The sequence below is a fragment of the Marinoscillum sp. HNIBRBA16962 genome (assembly GCF_057801515.1).
This window is the reverse complement of record NZ_CM173603.1, coordinates 1,827,832-1,844,417: the sequence shown is the minus strand read 5'-3', so window position 1 is coordinate 1,844,417 and position 16,586 is coordinate 1,827,832. Positions and strand designations below refer to the sequence as shown.

At 44.0% G+C, this 16,586-nt stretch carries 15 protein-coding genes; 8 read left to right on the top strand and 7 right to left on the bottom strand.

Going from position 1 to position 16,586, the window contains the following annotated elements; translation table 11 throughout:
* Window positions 1–71: 71 nt before the first annotated feature.
* A complete protein-coding gene (locus AC3E9V_RS07865) occupies window positions 72–890 on the top strand; it encodes an ion transporter (RefSeq protein ID WP_488752643.1) in 819 nt (272 codons plus the stop codon).
* A gap of 54 nt (window positions 891–944) precedes the next feature.
* Window positions 945–2,120, top strand: coding sequence for a PQQ-dependent sugar dehydrogenase (locus tag AC3E9V_RS07860; RefSeq protein WP_488752642.1), 1,176 nt, complete (start codon window positions 945–947; stop codon window positions 2,118–2,120).
* 81 nt (window positions 2,121–2,201) lie between these two features.
* On the opposite strand, the gene AC3E9V_RS07855 is transcribed toward AC3E9V_RS07860, so the two are convergent.
* The 7 genes from AC3E9V_RS07855 to AC3E9V_RS07825 are packed head-to-tail and all read right to left on the bottom strand — an operon-like array spanning window position 2,202 to window position 8,110.
* Entirely contained in the window at window positions 2,202–2,618 is a 417-nt protein-coding gene (locus AC3E9V_RS07855) for a rhodanese-like domain-containing protein (RefSeq protein ID WP_488752641.1), read from the bottom strand.
* A gap of 14 nt (window positions 2,619–2,632) precedes the next feature.
* On the bottom strand, window positions 2,633–3,241 hold the full coding sequence (locus AC3E9V_RS07850) for a rhodanese-like domain-containing protein (RefSeq protein ID WP_488752640.1): 609 nt from the start codon (window positions 3,239–3,241) through the stop codon (window positions 2,633–2,635).
* 13 nt (window positions 3,242–3,254) lie between these two features.
* On the bottom strand, window positions 3,255–3,857 hold the full coding sequence (locus AC3E9V_RS07845) for a YeeE/YedE thiosulfate transporter family protein (protein WP_488752639.1): 603 nt from the start codon (window positions 3,855–3,857) through the stop codon (window positions 3,255–3,257).
* Window position 3,858: 1 nt separating this feature from the next.
* On the bottom strand, window positions 3,859–4,392 hold the full coding sequence (locus AC3E9V_RS07840; RefSeq protein WP_488752638.1) for a YeeE/YedE thiosulfate transporter family protein: 534 nt from the start codon (window positions 4,390–4,392) through the stop codon (window positions 3,859–3,861).
* Window positions 4,393–4,394: 2 nt separating this feature from the next.
* A complete protein-coding gene (gene nrfD / locus AC3E9V_RS07835) occupies window positions 4,395–5,336 on the bottom strand; it encodes an NrfD/PsrC family molybdoenzyme membrane anchor subunit (RefSeq protein ID WP_488752637.1) in 942 nt (313 codons plus the stop codon).
* 6 nt (window positions 5,337–5,342) lie between these two features.
* A complete protein-coding gene (locus AC3E9V_RS07830) occupies window positions 5,343–5,876 on the bottom strand; it encodes a 4Fe-4S dicluster domain-containing protein (protein WP_488752636.1) in 534 nt (177 codons plus the stop codon).
* The gene (locus tag AC3E9V_RS07825) at window positions 5,873–8,110 is read right to left on the bottom strand and encodes a molybdopterin-containing oxidoreductase family protein (protein ID WP_488752635.1); all 2,238 of its coding nucleotides are present in this window, start codon (window positions 8,108–8,110) and stop codon (window positions 5,873–5,875) included. The genes AC3E9V_RS07830 and AC3E9V_RS07825 overlap by 4 nt, the downstream gene beginning before the upstream one ends.
* A gap of 156 nt (window positions 8,111–8,266) precedes the next feature.
* On the opposite strand from AC3E9V_RS07825, the gene AC3E9V_RS07820 reads away from it, so the two are divergent.
* The 6 genes from AC3E9V_RS07820 (at window position 8,267) to AC3E9V_RS07795 (ending at window position 16,577) form a co-directional block, all read left to right on the top strand.
* Window positions 8,267–8,785: a 3'-5' exonuclease gene (locus tag AC3E9V_RS07820; RefSeq protein ID WP_488752634.1), complete on the top strand. Its 519-nt coding sequence runs from the start codon at window positions 8,267–8,269 to the stop codon at window positions 8,783–8,785.
* Window positions 8,786–9,049: 264 nt separating this feature from the next.
* A complete protein-coding gene (locus AC3E9V_RS07815; RefSeq protein WP_488752633.1) occupies window positions 9,050–10,726 on the top strand; it encodes a TldD/PmbA family protein in 1,677 nt (558 codons plus the stop codon).
* On the top strand, window positions 10,723–12,426 hold the full coding sequence (locus AC3E9V_RS07810; protein ID WP_488752632.1) for a hypothetical protein: 1,704 nt from the start codon (window positions 10,723–10,725) through the stop codon (window positions 12,424–12,426). The genes AC3E9V_RS07815 and AC3E9V_RS07810 overlap by 4 nt, the downstream gene beginning before the upstream one ends.
* A 104-nt stretch (window positions 12,427–12,530) precedes the next feature.
* A complete protein-coding gene (locus AC3E9V_RS07805; protein WP_488752631.1) occupies window positions 12,531–13,523 on the top strand; it encodes an ABC transporter ATP-binding protein in 993 nt (330 codons plus the stop codon).
* A gap of 373 nt (window positions 13,524–13,896) precedes the next feature.
* The gene (locus AC3E9V_RS07800; RefSeq protein ID WP_488752630.1) at window positions 13,897–15,252 is read left to right on the top strand and encodes a 3-keto-disaccharide hydrolase; all 1,356 of its coding nucleotides are present in this window, start codon (window positions 13,897–13,899) and stop codon (window positions 15,250–15,252) included.
* Window positions 15,249–16,577, top strand: a complete 1,329-nt coding sequence (locus AC3E9V_RS07795) for a Gfo/Idh/MocA family protein (RefSeq protein ID WP_488752629.1) — start codon at window positions 15,249–15,251, stop codon at window positions 16,575–16,577. The genes AC3E9V_RS07800 and AC3E9V_RS07795 overlap by 4 nt, the downstream gene beginning before the upstream one ends.
* The last annotated feature ends 9 nt before the right edge of the window (window positions 16,578–16,586 follow it).

The following is a 16,586-nucleotide window of genomic DNA, read 5'->3' as shown; positions in this document are numbered from 1 at the left end:
TCACCTCTTTTGCAATACCATAAAACCAATGGCACCCCCGGTCGTTTTCAATTTTAGTAATTTCAAAGACCATGTTTAGAAAAAAACTCGCACAGATCCTCGATAGTGACCGATTCCAGCAGTTTATCGTTACCCTCATTATTATAAACTCGGTTCTCATTGGCCTGGAGACCTCCCCTGCTTACATGAGAAACTTTGGCTATATAACGGACCAGGTTGATCTGGTTATCCTGGGAATTTTTGTGGTGGAGATCGTGCTCAAGCTTTACGCTTTTGGTTTCCGCTTTTTCAAAAGCGCCTGGAATGTATTTGACGCTTTTGTAATTATAATTTCCATCATTCCGGCTGCAGGTTCATTTACTGTATTCAGAGCTCTCAGGATCATAAGAACACTCAGACTTCTCAAAAACATACCCAAACTTAAGATCATTATCGAGTCACTTTTACATGCCGTGCCCAGCATCGGCTGGATTCTCGTTCTGCTGGTGATCATCTTTTACATTTTTGCGGTGATCGGAACGAATATTTTCGGACCAGACTATCCTATGTATTTCGGGTCCCTCGGTGCTACTATGTATACTCTTTTCCAGGTAATGACTTTAGAGAGCTGGTCCTCAGGAATAGCCAGACCTATGCTGGAACAAACCCCTTTTGCCGCAGCCTATTTTGTGATCTTTATCCTCATAGCCACCTATACTACACTAAACATTTTTATAGCAATAGTGGTGAATACAATGAATGAGCTGCATCACCGGGGGCTTGCCGAAGAAGAGAAGCATATCAAAGAATTTGTACACGTTGAAAATGAAACATTGATCAAGCGTATGGATGACCTTCACAAAGAAATTGCAGAGATCAAAGGTCTTCTGAGAGAAAATCAAAACAAATGATCCGAAAAAATCCTTATAACTTGTGAATGTGATTACACCCAAACTAAACCTGTCATGAAGTCTACTTTTCAATTTTTAATTATATCTCTATCCGTGATTGCCTGCACCTCTAATGTCCGTGAAAAAGAGAATCCCGATGTAACAGAGCTTAATGCAGAAGAAATTGACAGTATCAGCTATGAAGGTCTGGAGCTTGATCGTCTCCAACTTCCGGATGGCTTTTCCATTGATGTTTTTGCTCGTGTCAACAATGCAAGATCCTTGGCCATAAGCCCGGAAGGAACGCTCTTTATTGGCAATCGAGGTGGGGATAAAGTGTATGCTGTAAAAGATACTGATGGTGATTTTCAAGCGGACCTGATCTATACACTTGCCAGTGGCCTCAGGATGCCAAACGGAGTAGCTTTTAAGGATGGTGACTTATTTGTAGCGGAAATAAATAAGCTGTGGCGATTTGAAGATATCGAAAACAATCTGTCCACTCCTAAAAAGACCTTAGTCTATGACGACTACCCTGAAGACGGCCATCACGGTTGGAAATACATCGCATTTGGTCCGGATGGTAAACTCTACGTTCCGGTCGGGGCGCCATGTAACATCTGTGAGAGCAAAAACGAAATCTATGCCTCCATTACCAGAATGAATGCTGATGGCTCTGATAGAGAGATCTATGTACACGGTGTAAGAAACACAGTGGGATTTACCTGGCATCCTGAATCCGGTGATATGTACTTTACAGACAATGGCAGAGACATGATGGGTGACACCATCCCTCCATGCGAGTTTAACCATGTAACTGAGCAAGGCCAGCATTTTGGCTACCCTTACTGCCATGGTGGTTATATCAAAGACCCGGAATTTGGAGATAAGTACCCCTGTAGCGATTTCGTAGCACCGACCCAAAACCTTGGTCCCCATGTGGCTCCCCTTGGAGTGAAATTTTATACCGGCAATATGTTCCCGGATCAATATAAAAATCTCGCTTTCATAGCTGAGCACGGATCATGGAACCGGTCACCGGAAGCAGGTCACACAGGACACCGCATCACTACAGTGACACTGGAAAACGGAGAAGGTGTATCTTATGATCCCTTTATTACAGGTTTTCTCAATGAGGAGACCAATACAGCCTGGGGCCGCCCGGTAGATGTACTTTTCATGGAAGATGGTTCACTGCTGATCTCTGATGACCTTAGTGGTACGATTTACAGGGTGACCTATAACAGATAAGTTTATAGCCTCATTTGTGTAAGTAATTCCTGCTTCTTCGAAGAGAAGTATTCAGCCGGGAACTCAATCACGGGATGATGACTAATTACCTACGAGTGATTTTGAGTCGATTATATACAAATCCGTATAACCAAGCTGCGTTAAAAGCACCCAGGTTTCATGCGCATCTATAGATTCATAGGCAAGGAGAACTTTAGGTGACCCGGAGCTCAAAATTGATTTGTATTCCCCACTCAAAATATTGGATAAAGGTATATTAATAGCCAGGCCCACTGAATTCATCTCGTAAGTATCACGATCTCGAATATCAATAAGAATTGGCTCTTTAAGTGCCCGGAGTTGACTGGTATCAATCTCATAATCTACTTGTTGTATGAGTTTATGCATTTCCTTCCCGGTATACACAAATTGGCTCCTGTCAGCATAAAAAGTTGCTATCAGCAGGAATCCTAACAGTGAGATTACCACGATTCCGAGAGGTATTATGCTTGACTTCATGTGTTTAATTTTTTTTAACTGCAACCACCTTCCACTTTTTTCTCTTTCCTTCCCTGTACCGGGATGATCGGTGTAAACTCAACAGCCGGCAAAGCCTTTGCTCCAGTGAAATATAGCCTGGAAGCCATTCGTTTTTGGTACAGGTCTATTTCCGCTTGTGAGGCAGTTTGAGGGGGGTATTTTGGATCCAGGATGGTCTCCTCCCAGCCTTTCAAACCACCTTTAAGGAGGTAATTATTTTTATATCCTTGCTGTTTCATAATCATCCAAACCTGTGTAGCCACTTTATCGTCCTTTCCGTAAATGATGTTTTTGAAGACAGATTGGTCAAAGACATAAGCATTATCTTCATTGAAAAGACTGTCGAACGGGATGCTGATAGCTCGAGGCAGAGCATCTTTAAACTCATCAGCCGGACGAACATCTATCAACTGAATGGAAGGATCCCCTGAAATGAGTAGCTCAGCCAACTCATCAGCAGACACGTAATTTTTTGAAAGCAGCATCTCTTTCAATAGCTCTTTTTCATTGAGGGCTATGGAATCGTTCTTTTTTGTTGGAAGCATTGCACCAGTAAGTCCCAAAGTCACTACTACAACTGAAAATATAATTCTACCTTTCATTTTCTTTAATGATTTACAATTCTTTTGAAATGTCCGGTCGCTTAAACTTTCTTTCAGCCCACTCTCCCAACCAAAACATTGCCACAGCAGCGACAATTACTAATAGGGCGAACAAGCCATCTGAAAGTCCAATGATATCTGAGAGCTTTACCCCTCCGAGATAATTTTTCATATAAATATCCTTCCACAATGGATAGGTTTCTCCGAAAAGAAATATGCCAATTAAAGATCCTCCCAGATAGGCCATGGCATCTATCTTGCCTATAGCCGCAGCACAAACACTGGTACCCGGGCAAAAACCACCAACGATAAAGCCAATACCCATGATCACACCACCGATAATTGCTGAGTTGGCGTAATATTCGTTGACATAGACAATACTCATATCTATCAGTTCAAAATAATTGAGATATACCAGACCGGTCATTGCCACGATAGCTGCTGTGAAGAATACTTTTAACACGGTGGTGTCATAGCCATAAAACATACCAGCCAGCTTCCTGCTGGAAGAAAAACCCGCTTGCTCCAGGGCAAATCCAAAACCAATACCTATGATAAAAGCTACAAGGAAATTAAGCTCTTGAGATATTTCAAATAGTGGTATTACAGGTCCCATGCTATATCCAGTTTTTTCTGAAGAAATATGCAAATAAATAAGCCGTCCCGAAAATGGCTATCATCGTCACAAAACCCGCCAGTGACAAAGTAGCCATACCACTAAGTGCAGCTCCACTGGTACATCCACGACCAAACTGTGACCCGAAGCCAAACAAAGCACCACCGATGACTGCCAGAATGATTCGTTTACGCTTTGTAATAGAAGGAGAATGCTCCGTCTTCAAAGACAAACGACCTGAGAACGCCCCGGAAAGAAACCCTCCAACCAGCACCCCCAAGACCTGGAACACCAGCCAGCTGTTCATCGGACTGGTTCCATCTTCGATATATTTGCCATAAAAATCCGATTCCACAGCTTTTTCATGACTTACAGTTTCAACAGTAGTCACTACCACACTTTTCATAGCTCCACTTGCTCCCAGTCCTCGACCGGTAAGATAAAATGATAGCAGTAGTACTAACCCTAAAATGATTCCGGCCAGATAGGGATTCATGTACTTACTTTTTCCGGTGATATAATTATGATGTGACATGATCAATATAAATATCTGCTAGCCTGCCCGGCGTAGACAATGATGAACCTCAACATAATATTTCCAATCAGAATAAAAGTAACCGGAAGGATCACAGGTATTTTTTGCCCGCGTAGTTCCAGAAATTCCAGCAATGCCGGTACGATCATCCCAATGAAAACCACGAAAATCCAGAAAGGAAGCGTATAGGGTCCTCCCAGGAACAATTTCGCAGCTTCTATCTGTACCTCTGTACTTGCCATTAAGCCCATAAAAAGGTGGATGATAAAGAAAAGCTCCACACCAATGATGATGAGATCCAGCCTACTAAAAAGTTTACGTTCCGGCTTATTCTTACTAAGCCCCATGATCACCGCCGCTCCTGCCGATAACCCGGAAGCCAGAAACAATGGTCCCAAAATAGATGTGTTCCACAATGGCCTGGCATTGAATGCAGAAAGCAAAATACCAGTATAGATACCAAGGATCACGGAGTAAAAGATCATGACCCAGGCCAGCAACCTGCGGTATTTAATGAAAAAGGCCACCAGTCTATACAACCACTGAAACCTCCAGCTCCATTTTGGGAAAACTTCCCGCATATAAGTAGCGCTCCATATGATGGAAAGTGGAGTGATCACCAGCAATGTCCAGGCTCCCCATGACATTGGTGATTCAAGCCGGATCGTTGTATAAAGCCTCCAAAAGTACAGTTTGTGGTGAAGGTCCAGGAACAGCGCCCCCAGCCCAAGGATCAGGATAAACGGAGCGATCATTGGTGCCCATTTTACTGTAGCCGGATAGTCTTTTTCCTTCCCTCTCAGGTAGTAATATGAAGCAAAAAATAATAACCCGGCCGCCAATCCCCCTACAAACAGGTAAAAAGCAATTTCCCAACCCCATATATGGAGTGCTGGATCCACTTTATAATTCATTCGGCCACTTACGATAATCTCTTCTTCCATTTTTCATCATATTAAGAAATACAACTGCGGATCAGTACCTGCCTCGGTCTTGAGTCGTTTGTACTTTCTGGTTTTGATCTCTTTCGAAACTTCACTATTAGGGTCATCCAGATCTCCGAAGTAAAGACAATGGGTCGGGCAAACTTCCACACAAACTGGTTGCTCGCCCTTTCTTACCTTGTGAATACAAAACGTACACTTATCTACATATCCGTCAGGATGTGGGTAACGGGCATCATACGGACAGGAAGCTATACAAGCCCCACAGCCAATGCACATATCCGGGTCGACCAGTACTACTCCGCCTTCTTCGATATGACTGGCTCCCGTAGGACAACACCTCACGCAAGGTGCATTGGCGCAGTGATGACACCTTTCAGAACGAAACTCTAGTTGCAGATCAGGGTATGTACCACTTGTGGTTTCTACGATCCAATCCCGACAATATCCTACAGGCACGTTGTTTTCCAACTGGCAGGCTACTACACAGTCACTACAGCCTACACATTTTTTGGTATCGATGGCCATTGCGTATCTCATGACTGGTCTATGTTTTCAGGTTTTTCAGTCAGGAGGGTTACAAAATTTCCCCGCATTCCCGTACCGCCCATGATAGGGTCCAACATCACATTGCTCATTAGCTCAGTATCACTTGCGCCTTTTCCAAAAGCCCGGCTCAGCCTTTTTGCCGTATGACCAAAACCATGAACCATAAACACTGAGTCCCATCTGATCCTTTCCGTAATCCGTACTTTTATGGAGAAGGTAGAGACTATTCCGTCCTGATTTTTAAGCCACACGTACTGGCCATTATTCAGAGCCCAGAGCTTAGCCACTTTGGGATTAACCCAGAGTTCATTCTCTGGCATGATGTCCACCAAATTGGGGTTATTCGACGTTCTGCTAAAAGTATGAGCCGGTGCCCGACCATAATTCAGTCGATAATAACCAGGCTGTGGTTGCGGATGCTCTGTATAAACCGGAAGCGGATCAAATCCTTCATTGGCCATATCAGTCGAGTAAAGCTCGATTTTACCTGTATTGGTATTGAAAGTATAATCTTGTCCATCAATCAGGTAGAGATTGTCATACTCCCGTTTGAATTTTTTAACCCCTATACGCTTCATTTCTTCCAGCGAGCTACCTACCTGCTTCAGCTGCCAGTCCAGCACCTCCTCGACATCCTTAAACCTAAAATACGCATCCAAACCAAGTTCATAGCCTAATTGTTGCGCAATCCACCAGTCAGGTTTCGAGTTGTACTTAGGCTTAGCGGCTGGCATTCGTAGAGAGATGACAGGCTCCCGATGTAAGGAATCCCGAATGGCATCATAACGCTCGAGGTAGGTACATTCTGGCAGCACCACATCTGCATATCCGGTGATCTCCATAGGCATAGTATCAATAACTACCAGCATTTCCAGTGACTCGATGGCTTTGAGTGTATTGGCCTGATCGGGTAACGTATGAATGAGATTGGTGCCATTGACGATCCAGCCCCTGATGTTGCAATCCCGGGCGGCCGAAGGTATGGTAGCATCGCATAGCCCATTGGAGAGTATTTCTGTAGCAAGATTGTACTGACCGGGGAAAGCATCTTTCCAGGTACGCTTTGGCTTGGGATAAGGTGGATGGGGAAAGTCAGGAATAGTTACCTTCTCTGGGTTATAAAATCCTCCTCTTCTACCCCAGGAACCCAGCAAAGCATTGAGGATAGCTACTGCTCTGAGGCGCTGGGTATCATCTCCATACCATGTCACATGCCTTCCCGGGTGAACGATCACAGCCGGTGAAGCATTGGCCATTTCGCGGGCAGTCTCACGGATTATTTTAGGCTCAATAGTTGTGATCCCATAAGCCCACTCTGGAGTGAATGGCTGAACATGGGCTTTTAAGTGATCAAATCCGAAGGTATACTTCTCAACATATTCTTTATCGTACCACTCCTCGTTGATGATCACATGCATCCATGCCAGAAGCAACGCTATATCAGTTGCGGGTTTTATCGGTAACCAAAATTTGGATTTGCTTGCAGCAGTTGAAAACCTTGGATCCACTGTAATGATGCTGGCTCCTTTGTCGATGGCCTCCGACATTTCCTGGACCTGGCCATTGTGCATATTTTCACCAATATGACTGCCGATCAGCACCAGACATCTGGTATCGCGAATATCTGTACGCTCAGGTGAATAGACCCCCTCGCCAAAAGTCGTATAAAAAGCTACCTCGCGAGGACCTCTGCACTGAGCAAAGCTTGGTGCCGCAATATGCGGTGAACCAAAAGCTTTTAACAAGTGCCCCAGAAATTTACCCCCTGAACCGTGTGTGAATAAGGCAACACACTCTGGTCCATGCTTTTTTGCAATGGCTTTCATCTTGTCACCAATCACTTTGAAAGCCTCTGCCCAGGTGGCTTGCTTAAATACCTGTTTACCATTTTGTTCTACCCGGATAAGGGGATGTTTTAAGCGATCTTCATCATAATACATTCCCACCCCTCCGGTACCACGGGGGCATAAACGGTCATTGCAATGTGGATCATCATCGTGCCCTTCTACTTTCCATATCTCACCATCTTTATTTTTAGTGACCCACCCCGCACACTTCCAAAAGCACACTTCACAATAAGTAGGAGTCCGGTCAAATGCCCTGGGTTCTGGAATGGCATTGTTCAGCAGCTTGCCATTAGCCCAACTAAAAACAGAGCTACCTAATGTTGCTGTACCAATTCCAGCTCCTGATATTTTGATAAAATCTCTTCTACTGGTTTTCATTTAGGGAACTCCGAGGCATTTTGTTGGACTTGAAGTTATCTCCCTGTTCTAAACTTAAAAATGACCACTGGCATGTTACGGACTGATTTTGATTAGCCTTCACCTTTTTCAGACACTGGAGATCCGGATAAAAGTGAAAAATGAATAGATTTACCCATGATCGAGGACTTTACGGCCATAGACTTTGAAACAGCCCAGTGGGATCCTGTCAGCATTTGTCAGGTTGGGTTGATCCGGGTTGAAAATGGTGAGATTGTAAAGGAAATCGATCGCCTGGTTCGTCCTCCTCAAAACCGCTATTACCATAAAAACGTGGAAGTCCATGGCATCCGCCCTGAGGATACGAAAGATGCCCCGGATTTTGATAAAGTATGGTGGGAAATGAAACCCTACATTGAAGACCAGGTGGTGGTAGCCCACAATTCCGGGTTTGATGTAAACTGCCTGCGTAGCACCCTTGCATACTACGACCAGATACAACCAGTCTTCGAAGAGCGATGCACTCGTAAAATATACAAACGCGGTCTGGCTTACCTCAGCAAAAAATACCGAATCCCCCTGGATCACCACGATGCCCTCAGTGATGCACATGCCTGTGCTCAGCTCTACCTGAAGCATTTGAAAAGGCAGGCCCTGCCCAAGACCGGAACGTTGTTTCCTGAAATGACTTCTTGAGTAGACTTTTAACCAGCGTGACAGATAAAGCATGCTTCATCCTTTAATGAAGGTGCCAACCCAGCCTCCAAAAGGCTGGGTTTTTTTATACAATCAGGTATCTTTTTACAAATCCCGATGCGATAGTTGATCAGGAGACCGTCAAAATTTTTTCTCTATTCAACGAAACCCCGGACGCTTCATCCAGTAGCCTTTTAATCTCCCGCTATCAGAGGGTTCCCAAAAAAATGAATTTGTTATATTCGAGCCACAAATTGCAATTTGATGTTCAGTAAAAATTTATTCTCCCTCTTATTATTCTGTTGTATTCAAACGATCTGCTTAGGACAGGAAGATGAGCTCATCAAAATTCTAAAAGAGGAGCAGGAACGTGAATTCGAAATACTCACTAAGGAACCTACTCCTGTATATTTCATTAGCTATCGTGTCACGGACCTGACAGCGTATTACCTGGAAGCTTCTTTTGGAAGTTTGATGCGTACAAGTAAAGAACGCGTAAGATTACTAAACCCTTCTGTAAGAGTTGGTAGTTATGATTATGACAATACCCACAATTCAAAAAATAATTTTAATTACGGGGGAAACAACGCGATACCATTGCCGCTGAATAACGACCCTGGATCTATCAGACAATCTGCATGGCTGGCTACGGATCTGAATTATAAAATGGCATCTGCTGCTTATTCATTAGCCCAACAATCTGAAGATGAAAAAGAAAAAACCAGTGCCGATTTCACAAGAGAACCGGTGGTCAACTACATAGAAACCTTACCGGACTCAGGGAAAGTTACGCCAGAAGTAAATGTCTGGATTGAAAAACTGAAAAGCTGGTCAGCACTCTTCTTAGAAGGAGATGATTTTATTGATGGAGATATCATGATGCGGTTTACCTATGGACCAAAGTATTTCATAAGTAGCGAGGGAAGCGTCATTAGGCAAAATGAGCAACGCGCTGAGATACAGATAAATGCTTCAACCAGATCAAAAGATGGCAATGTAATTCCACTTCACCGAAGCTTCTTTGCACTTACTCCTGAAGAACTGCCCGGCGGTGATCTGGTAAAAGAAGAGATCAGGGAAATGATCAATACGCTGGAAAAAATGAAATCCGCTAAAAATGCAGAGCCCTACTCGGGACCAGCCATCTTTTCAGGTAGCGCTGCAGGAGTTTTCTTCCATGAAATTTTTGGTCATCGTGTAGAAGCCGATCGACTTAAAAAGGAAGAAGATTCACAAACATTCAAAGAAAAACTTGGAAAAAAAGTGCTCCCAAAATTTCTAAACGTCACTTTCGATCCTGCAGCAACTGAGTTTAACGGTATGCTCCTCACAGGAAGTTATAAATATGATGATGAGGGTGTGGCAGCACGGCGTGTAGAGTTAGTAGAAAATGGAGTACTCCGGGATTTCTTAAGATCCAGACGACCGCTTTCGGAAGGACAGCAATCCAACGGCCATTCAAGGGCACAAGGAGCGATGGATCCTGTAACCAGACAATCCAACATGATCGTGACTTCTGAAAAAACTTACTCTGATGAGAAACTAAGAAAATTACTGATCAAAGAATGTAAGAAACAAGGAAAGCCTTTTGGGTATTTCATCAAGCGTGTAGCAGGTGGGTACACCATGACTGACCGATATCAGCCCAACGCATTTAGCATCACGCCTACAGAAGTTTACAAGGTATTTGTAGATGGACGTCCGAATGAGCTGGTCCGTGGTATCGACCTGATAGGCACACCCCTTACTATGTTTTCAGAGATCAAAGCAACCGGCGAAACGCATGAGATCTTTTATGGGTATTGCGGTGCGGAATCAGGATATGTACCAGTAACAGCCATTGCACCTCCTCTGTTTGTGCGAAAAATAGAAACTCAGAAAAAGCCCGAATCAAGCCTGAAAAAACCAATCTTACCACAACCTAGCGCCTCAAAAGAATGAAACGATACTACCTGACAGGTTCTCTATTTTTTATATTCATACTACAGCTGTCGGCTCAGGATGCCGTGCTGAAAGCAATGAATGACGAGCTAAAAAGAAACATGAAAGAACTTTCTCTTGAAGGCTATGACGATCCCTTTTTTATTGGCTATGGGGTATCACAGGTAAAGACCCTTGCTATCAGCGCTTTGATGGGAGGCGTTCTCAGGTCTTCTCTGGATAGCTCACGTAGCTGGGACACCCGTGTAATGGTAGGAAGCTATGCGGTAAATGATGAAAATTATAATGACCCCAAGACTTCATTCGAACAGGAATCAGGCTACGAGGGAATGCCATTGGACGATAACTACCAGGGCATCAGACGGTCCTTCTGGATCTCTACCAACAACATCTATAAAGCAGCTTCTAAGCTTCATAAAAGTAAGTCAGAGCTATACGCAAAGCTGGGTATTGATAGTTTACCCTTAAAGGACTTTTCAAAAGCTGAAGTGGTAAAGCGAAATATGAGACAAGAAATCACACTGCCCGATCAGCATAAAACGGAGCTGGCAGTGGCTGATCTGAGTGAAAAACTTATGGATAAAAGGTTTATGCGATCCCATATTTGGTATCAGCAAACGGGTGCCAATTACTATTTTGTAAATTCTGAAGGAACGGAGGTAGTCATCCCACAAAAAATGGGTTACCTCGTGGCATCTATTCAGCTTCTAGACAACGAACAGTCCCTCTTCAATCAGAACATCACTTACCTGTTTCAGGATACATTAGATTATGAGATGATATTGAAAGACCTAAAAAAGGTAAAAGGATTCATCCGACAAACTATAGAACAGGAAAAATTTGAAGAGATCTACTACGGACCTGTACTAATAGAAGGAGGTCTGGTCGGGGAGTTCTTACTGAGCAATCTGTACTCCGGGAGCCAAACGATCATAGCCAAACGATCCGATTTATCAAACAACGATAAGGAACTCGTGAATGTGTACATTAACAACCTGGAAAAAGAAATCAGTCGCCCACCTCAAAAGATCGCCAGCAATGAACTTACCATAACTGCCACACCACACATCAAAAAGTATCATAAAAAACCACTATATGGAAGCTTCTCAATTGACGCAGAAGGTGTCATACCTCCTGACAGCCTGGTATTGATCCGGGATGGTCGGATGGTTGCACAGCTGAACGGCAGGACTCCTGCACCACTGGCCAAAAGATCTAACGGGCATAACCGAATTAACCTGAACTTCGGAGGCACATACAAATCCGTGTCTCCGGGAGTCCTGACAATTTCAGCCAAAAACCCTGTACCATCTAAAGAACTGAAACAGAAACTGATAGAAAAAGCCAGGCAAAAGGGGCTGGAATATGCATTGATTATACGTCCCCTGGAAATTGAAGCTGACCTTTCAACACTTTTTCGAGCTTTTAAAGTGGACGTAAATACAGGTAAAGAAACCCCAGTGAGAATGGATTATCTGAATTTAGCCAGCAACAACTCGTTGTTCAGGCTGGTGGCAATGTCAGATGAAAATATGGCCTGTACTAAAATGTGGGGTAGCGGAACCCAGGGCGGCATTCCTGTCTCCTTAATAATGCCTCAATCCATTTTGGTGGAAGCTTTTGAATACAACAACACAAGCCGTCAGTACAATAACTCAGCAAGATATGCTCCTACTGTACCTTCACCACTAGAAGAGTAAATTATTTGGTGAAAAACATTACACTATAAGCCGGGCCATTCCAACCATTGGCTGTTTTCCTTTCTTTACCACTACTTTTGTTCGCAGAAGAAAATCTAGCTCATTTGGCATTACTCACCACGCACTCGATCAGTAAATCATACGATCAGGATCATCCTGCTGTAAATAACATCTCTCTGGAACTAAATGAAGGTGAGGTACTGGCCGTAATCGGGCAGTCCGGTTCCGGTAAAACCACCCTGATCAAAATGATCGCCGGCCTGATCCAGCCCGACGAAGGAGAAATACGATTCCACGGCAGAAAGCTCGAAGGACCTGAAGATAAACTCGTACCGGGACATGAGGAAATTCGATTGGTTCACCAGGATTTCAAACTTCACCACCGGATGACTGTGGGCGAAAACCTTAACAATGCATTGCTGGAATATGTCCCGGGCTATCGAAAAGAACGAATCGACGAGCTGCTCGAGCTGTGCAGAATTACAAGCCTGAGAAATCAGTACGTTCATGAGATTTCAGGTGGAGAAAAACAACGTGTAGCCATCGCTATGGCACTTGCTACAGACCCCGAAGTATTGCTTTTCGATGAACCATTCAGCAACCTGGACCTGGTATCAAAATCCACACTTTTACAAGAGATTGAAAGCCTGGCCAGGGAAACCAATACTGCAGTGATCATGATCACCCATGATAGCAGGGATGCCCTCGAGATTGCTGACAGGCTGGTGGTTTTGAGAAACGGACAGGTAGCCCGTGAGGGAACCCCACAAGCCATTTACCAGCAGCCAGCCTATGCTCATGTAGCTGACCTTATTGGCTTTTACAGTATGATCAGTCGGGAAAAACTATTGGAACTGGCTCCAGGTTTTGCCCCGTCAAACAATGCCTCTTTTGGAATATGGGCTGAGGATATCAGCATAGGGCAAGGAGATCTTGAAGGAACAATTGACCGGGTAATATTTAGTGGCCCATTCCACAAAGTACGGCTAAAAGCAGGCAAGACCTGTCTGTGGGCTTATGACTATTCTAAAAAGTTAAGTTCTGCAGAAGAAATATCATTTGCCATTCATCATGAGCGGGTATTTCCCATCGAGTAGTATAGCAGAAAAACCTGAAGGATAAATTTGAACTTTATGAAGAGCACGGGTGAAGGAATACTGGGTGGTGTACCCGGGTGAAAGCGTTATGGAGGTTTTTGAACTGAATGATTCCGGAACATATGTCCCCAAAGGCAAATTTGTACGGGAAGACACCGTCAGGTCAAACCTCTTAAAAGGATTGGAAATAAGACTTCAGGATGTTTTTTATGAATAGCGGCTTTGTTAAGTTATATTGAATGATCATAGTTGCAAACTTGACAAGAGTACCGAATGAATCTATTTTATTTGATGGCGCGACGACTTTGGTGTTTATTCTATGTAATTGTGACACAATTTCCATTAACTTAAACCTCCAATAAAAATTAAACCAATGAGATCATTTTTAACCTTACTATTCACGAGTACCACATTAGCTCTGTCAGCACAAAGCTGGGAACCACTCTTCAATGGGAAAGACCTTGAAAACTGGGAAAAACAAGGAGGAAAAGCTACCTATGAGATTGAAGGTGAAGTAATTACAGGCACAGCAGTTCTCAACTCTCCAAATACTTTTCTGTGTACAAAGGAAAAATATTCTGATTTCATCCTGGAGCTGGAGATTATGCTGCCAAACCATTTAAACTCCGGCATTCAGTTTCGCAGCAACCTGAAAGAAGGCGGTGTAGTCAACGGTTATCAATGTGAGATTGACCCTTCTTCCAGAAAATTTTCCGGAGGGATCTACGATGAGCAGCGCAGAGGCTGGCTTTATCCGCTTAGTAGAAATACAAAAGCACAAGACGCCTTTAAGCTAGCAACCTGGAATACGATACGGATCGAATGCTTTGGTTCAGTGATCAGAACCTACATCAATGGTCAAATGTGCAGCTACCTGGTAGACGACCTCACCTCAGAAGGCTTTATTGGTCTGCAAGTACATAGCATTGGCAGCAAAGAGGAAGAAGGTTATGAGGTGAAATGGAAAAACATTCGGATACTTACGGAAGATATTGTACCATATCTGTGGGGTCCTGACCCACAAGTTTCCCAAATCAGCTACCTGAAAAATGAACTTACCCTCTGGGAGATCAATCATGGATGGCGCTTGCTCTGGGATGGGAAAACCTCCAATGGATGGCGTGGAGCCAAGCTGGATAAATTTCCCGAAAAAGGCTGGACCATAGCGGATGGAGTCCTGACTGTAGAAGCTACTGACGGTGGCGAGTCCACTGGTCCCGGTGATATCGTCACCACTAAAAACTACAGTGACTTTGAACTGGAACTGGAATTTAAAATTACAGAAGGAGCCAACAGTGGTATCAAGTATTTTGTAGACCCGACGCTAAACAAAGGTGCAGGCTCAGCAATTGGATGTGAATTTCAAATACTCGATGACAAAAACCATCCGGACGCGAAAATGGGTGTGATGGGTAACCGAACCATCGGGTCATTGTATGATCTCATTACCGCCAAAAACCTGAACACCCCGGGTAGAGGAAAACAATTTAAAGGAGTAGGTCAGTGGAACAAAGCCCGAATCGTATCAAAAGATGGGAAAGTGGAGCATTGGCTCAACAACGAAAAGACTGTAGAATACGATCGTTTTTCACAAATGTTTGAAGCGTTGGTGCATTACAGCAAGTACCAAAAGTGGGAAAATTTTGGCCGATGGTCTGAAGGAAGTATCCTCCTGCAGGACCATGGCAATGAAGTTAGTTTTAGAAGCATCAAAATCCGGGAACTATGATGGTAAAAAGCAGAAGAGATTTTATTAAGAAAAGCGCATTAGGGACTGTCGGGCTATCTATGGCTATGTCTGCATCAAGCTACAGCAGAATCATTGGCGCCAATGAACGCGTAAATATAGGAGTGGCAGGCATCCATGGCCGGGGCAAAGCTTTGGGTTCAGCTATAGCAAAAACTGAAAACGCTGCACTCCGATACATCTGTGATGTGGATAACCGTCAATTTGCATTATATAAACAGATGCTGACCGAGAGGGGTATTGAAGGGAAAACCAAAGAGATAGAGGATTTCAGAAAGCTTGTCGAAAAAAGAGATCTGGATGCGGTGGCCATAGCCACTCCTGAGCATTGGCATGCACCTATGGCTATCATGGCTATGGAAAACGGTAAAGACGTGTATGTGGAAAAACCATGTGCTCATAATCCTCGTGAGTGTGAACTCATTGTAGCTGCACAGAAAAAGTACAAACGAACCGTACAGATGGGCAACCAGCAACGCAGCGCTGCTACCTCCATGCAAACCATCAAAGACATTCATGAAGGCATTATCGGAAATGCCTATTATGGCAAAGCCTGGTACAGCAATGCGCGTGGACCAATTGGCCGTGCACAAAAAGTACCTGTACCAGAATGGCTCAACTGGGAGCTCTGGCAGGGGCCTGCACCCCGGCAGGATTTTGAGGATATCTGGGTCCATTATAACTGGCACTGGCACCGCAAATGGGGTACCGGCGAGATTCATAACAACGGTACTCATGAGATCGACATTTGCCGGTGGGCGCTCCAGGTAGATTACCCGACTAGGGTTAGTTCATCCGGTGGCCGATATCACTATGACGATGACTGGCAGTTTTATGATACTCAGATTGCTAACTACGAGTATAGTGATGACAAATTAATCTCCTGGGAAGGCAAAAGCTGTAATCCGGCGGAAATTTACGGACATGGACGCGGAGCTGCCATCTATGGTACTGAGGGTTATGCTATTTTAACCAGAAACGGAGCGATCGTTTACAACAAAGCAGGCGAAGTGATCAAGGAGCTAAAGGAAGGAGCCGCAAGCAATACACTGGACACTGTGGGTATGGGTGCGCTTGACATCAATCATATGGACAATTTTGTAAAAGGCATACGTGAAAATACACCGCTCAACTCCCCCATAGAAGAGGCTGCTATAAGCACATTACTCTGTCACCTGGGTAATATCTCCCAGGATATGGGAGAGGCGTTAAAAATTGATTCCAAAACGGGAAAAATACTGGACAATGATGCAGCCATGGCAAAATGGAGTCGCACATACGAGCCTGGCTGGGAACCAAAAGTATAATTTTTAGTG

Bases quoted from the DNA above. Each gene is read 5' to 3' on its own strand.
- AC3E9V_RS07820 (WP_488752634.1), top strand. From the start codon at position 8,267: ATGATCGAGGACTTTACGGCCATAGACTTTGAAACAGCCCAGTGGGAT.
- nrfD (WP_488752637.1), bottom strand. From the start codon at position 5,336: ATGGAAGAAGAGATTATCGTAAGTGGCCGAATGAATTATAAAGTGGAT.
- AC3E9V_RS07865 (WP_488752643.1), top strand. From the start codon at position 72: ATGTTTAGAAAAAAACTCGCACAGATCCTCGATAGTGACCGATTCCAG.
- AC3E9V_RS07850 (WP_488752640.1), bottom strand. From the start codon at position 3,241: ATGAAAGGTAGAATTATATTTTCAGTTGTAGTAGTGACTTTGGGACTT.
- AC3E9V_RS07795 (WP_488752629.1), top strand. From the start codon at position 15,249: ATGATGGTAAAAAGCAGAAGAGATTTTATTAAGAAAAGCGCATTAGGG.
- AC3E9V_RS07815 (WP_488752633.1), top strand. From the start codon at position 9,050: ATGTTCAGTAAAAATTTATTCTCCCTCTTATTATTCTGTTGTATTCAA.
- AC3E9V_RS07800 (WP_488752630.1), top strand. From the start codon at position 13,897: ATGAGATCATTTTTAACCTTACTATTCACGAGTACCACATTAGCTCTG.
- AC3E9V_RS07825 (WP_488752635.1), bottom strand. From the start codon at position 8,110: ATGAAAACCAGTAGAAGAGATTTTATCAAAATATCAGGAGCTGGAATT.
- AC3E9V_RS07810 (WP_488752632.1), top strand. From the start codon at position 10,723: ATGAAACGATACTACCTGACAGGTTCTCTATTTTTTATATTCATACTA.
- AC3E9V_RS07845 (WP_488752639.1), bottom strand. From the start codon at position 3,857: ATGGGACCTGTAATACCACTATTTGAAATATCTCAAGAGCTTAATTTC.
- AC3E9V_RS07830 (WP_488752636.1), bottom strand. From the start codon at position 5,876: ATGAGATACGCAATGGCCATCGATACCAAAAAATGTGTAGGCTGTAGT.
- AC3E9V_RS07855 (WP_488752641.1), bottom strand. From the start codon at position 2,618: ATGAAGTCAAGCATAATACCTCTCGGAATCGTGGTAATCTCACTGTTA.
- AC3E9V_RS07860 (WP_488752642.1), top strand. From the start codon at position 945: ATGAAGTCTACTTTTCAATTTTTAATTATATCTCTATCCGTGATTGCC.
- AC3E9V_RS07840 (WP_488752638.1), bottom strand. From the start codon at position 4,392: ATGTCACATCATAATTATATCACCGGAAAAAGTAAGTACATGAATCCC.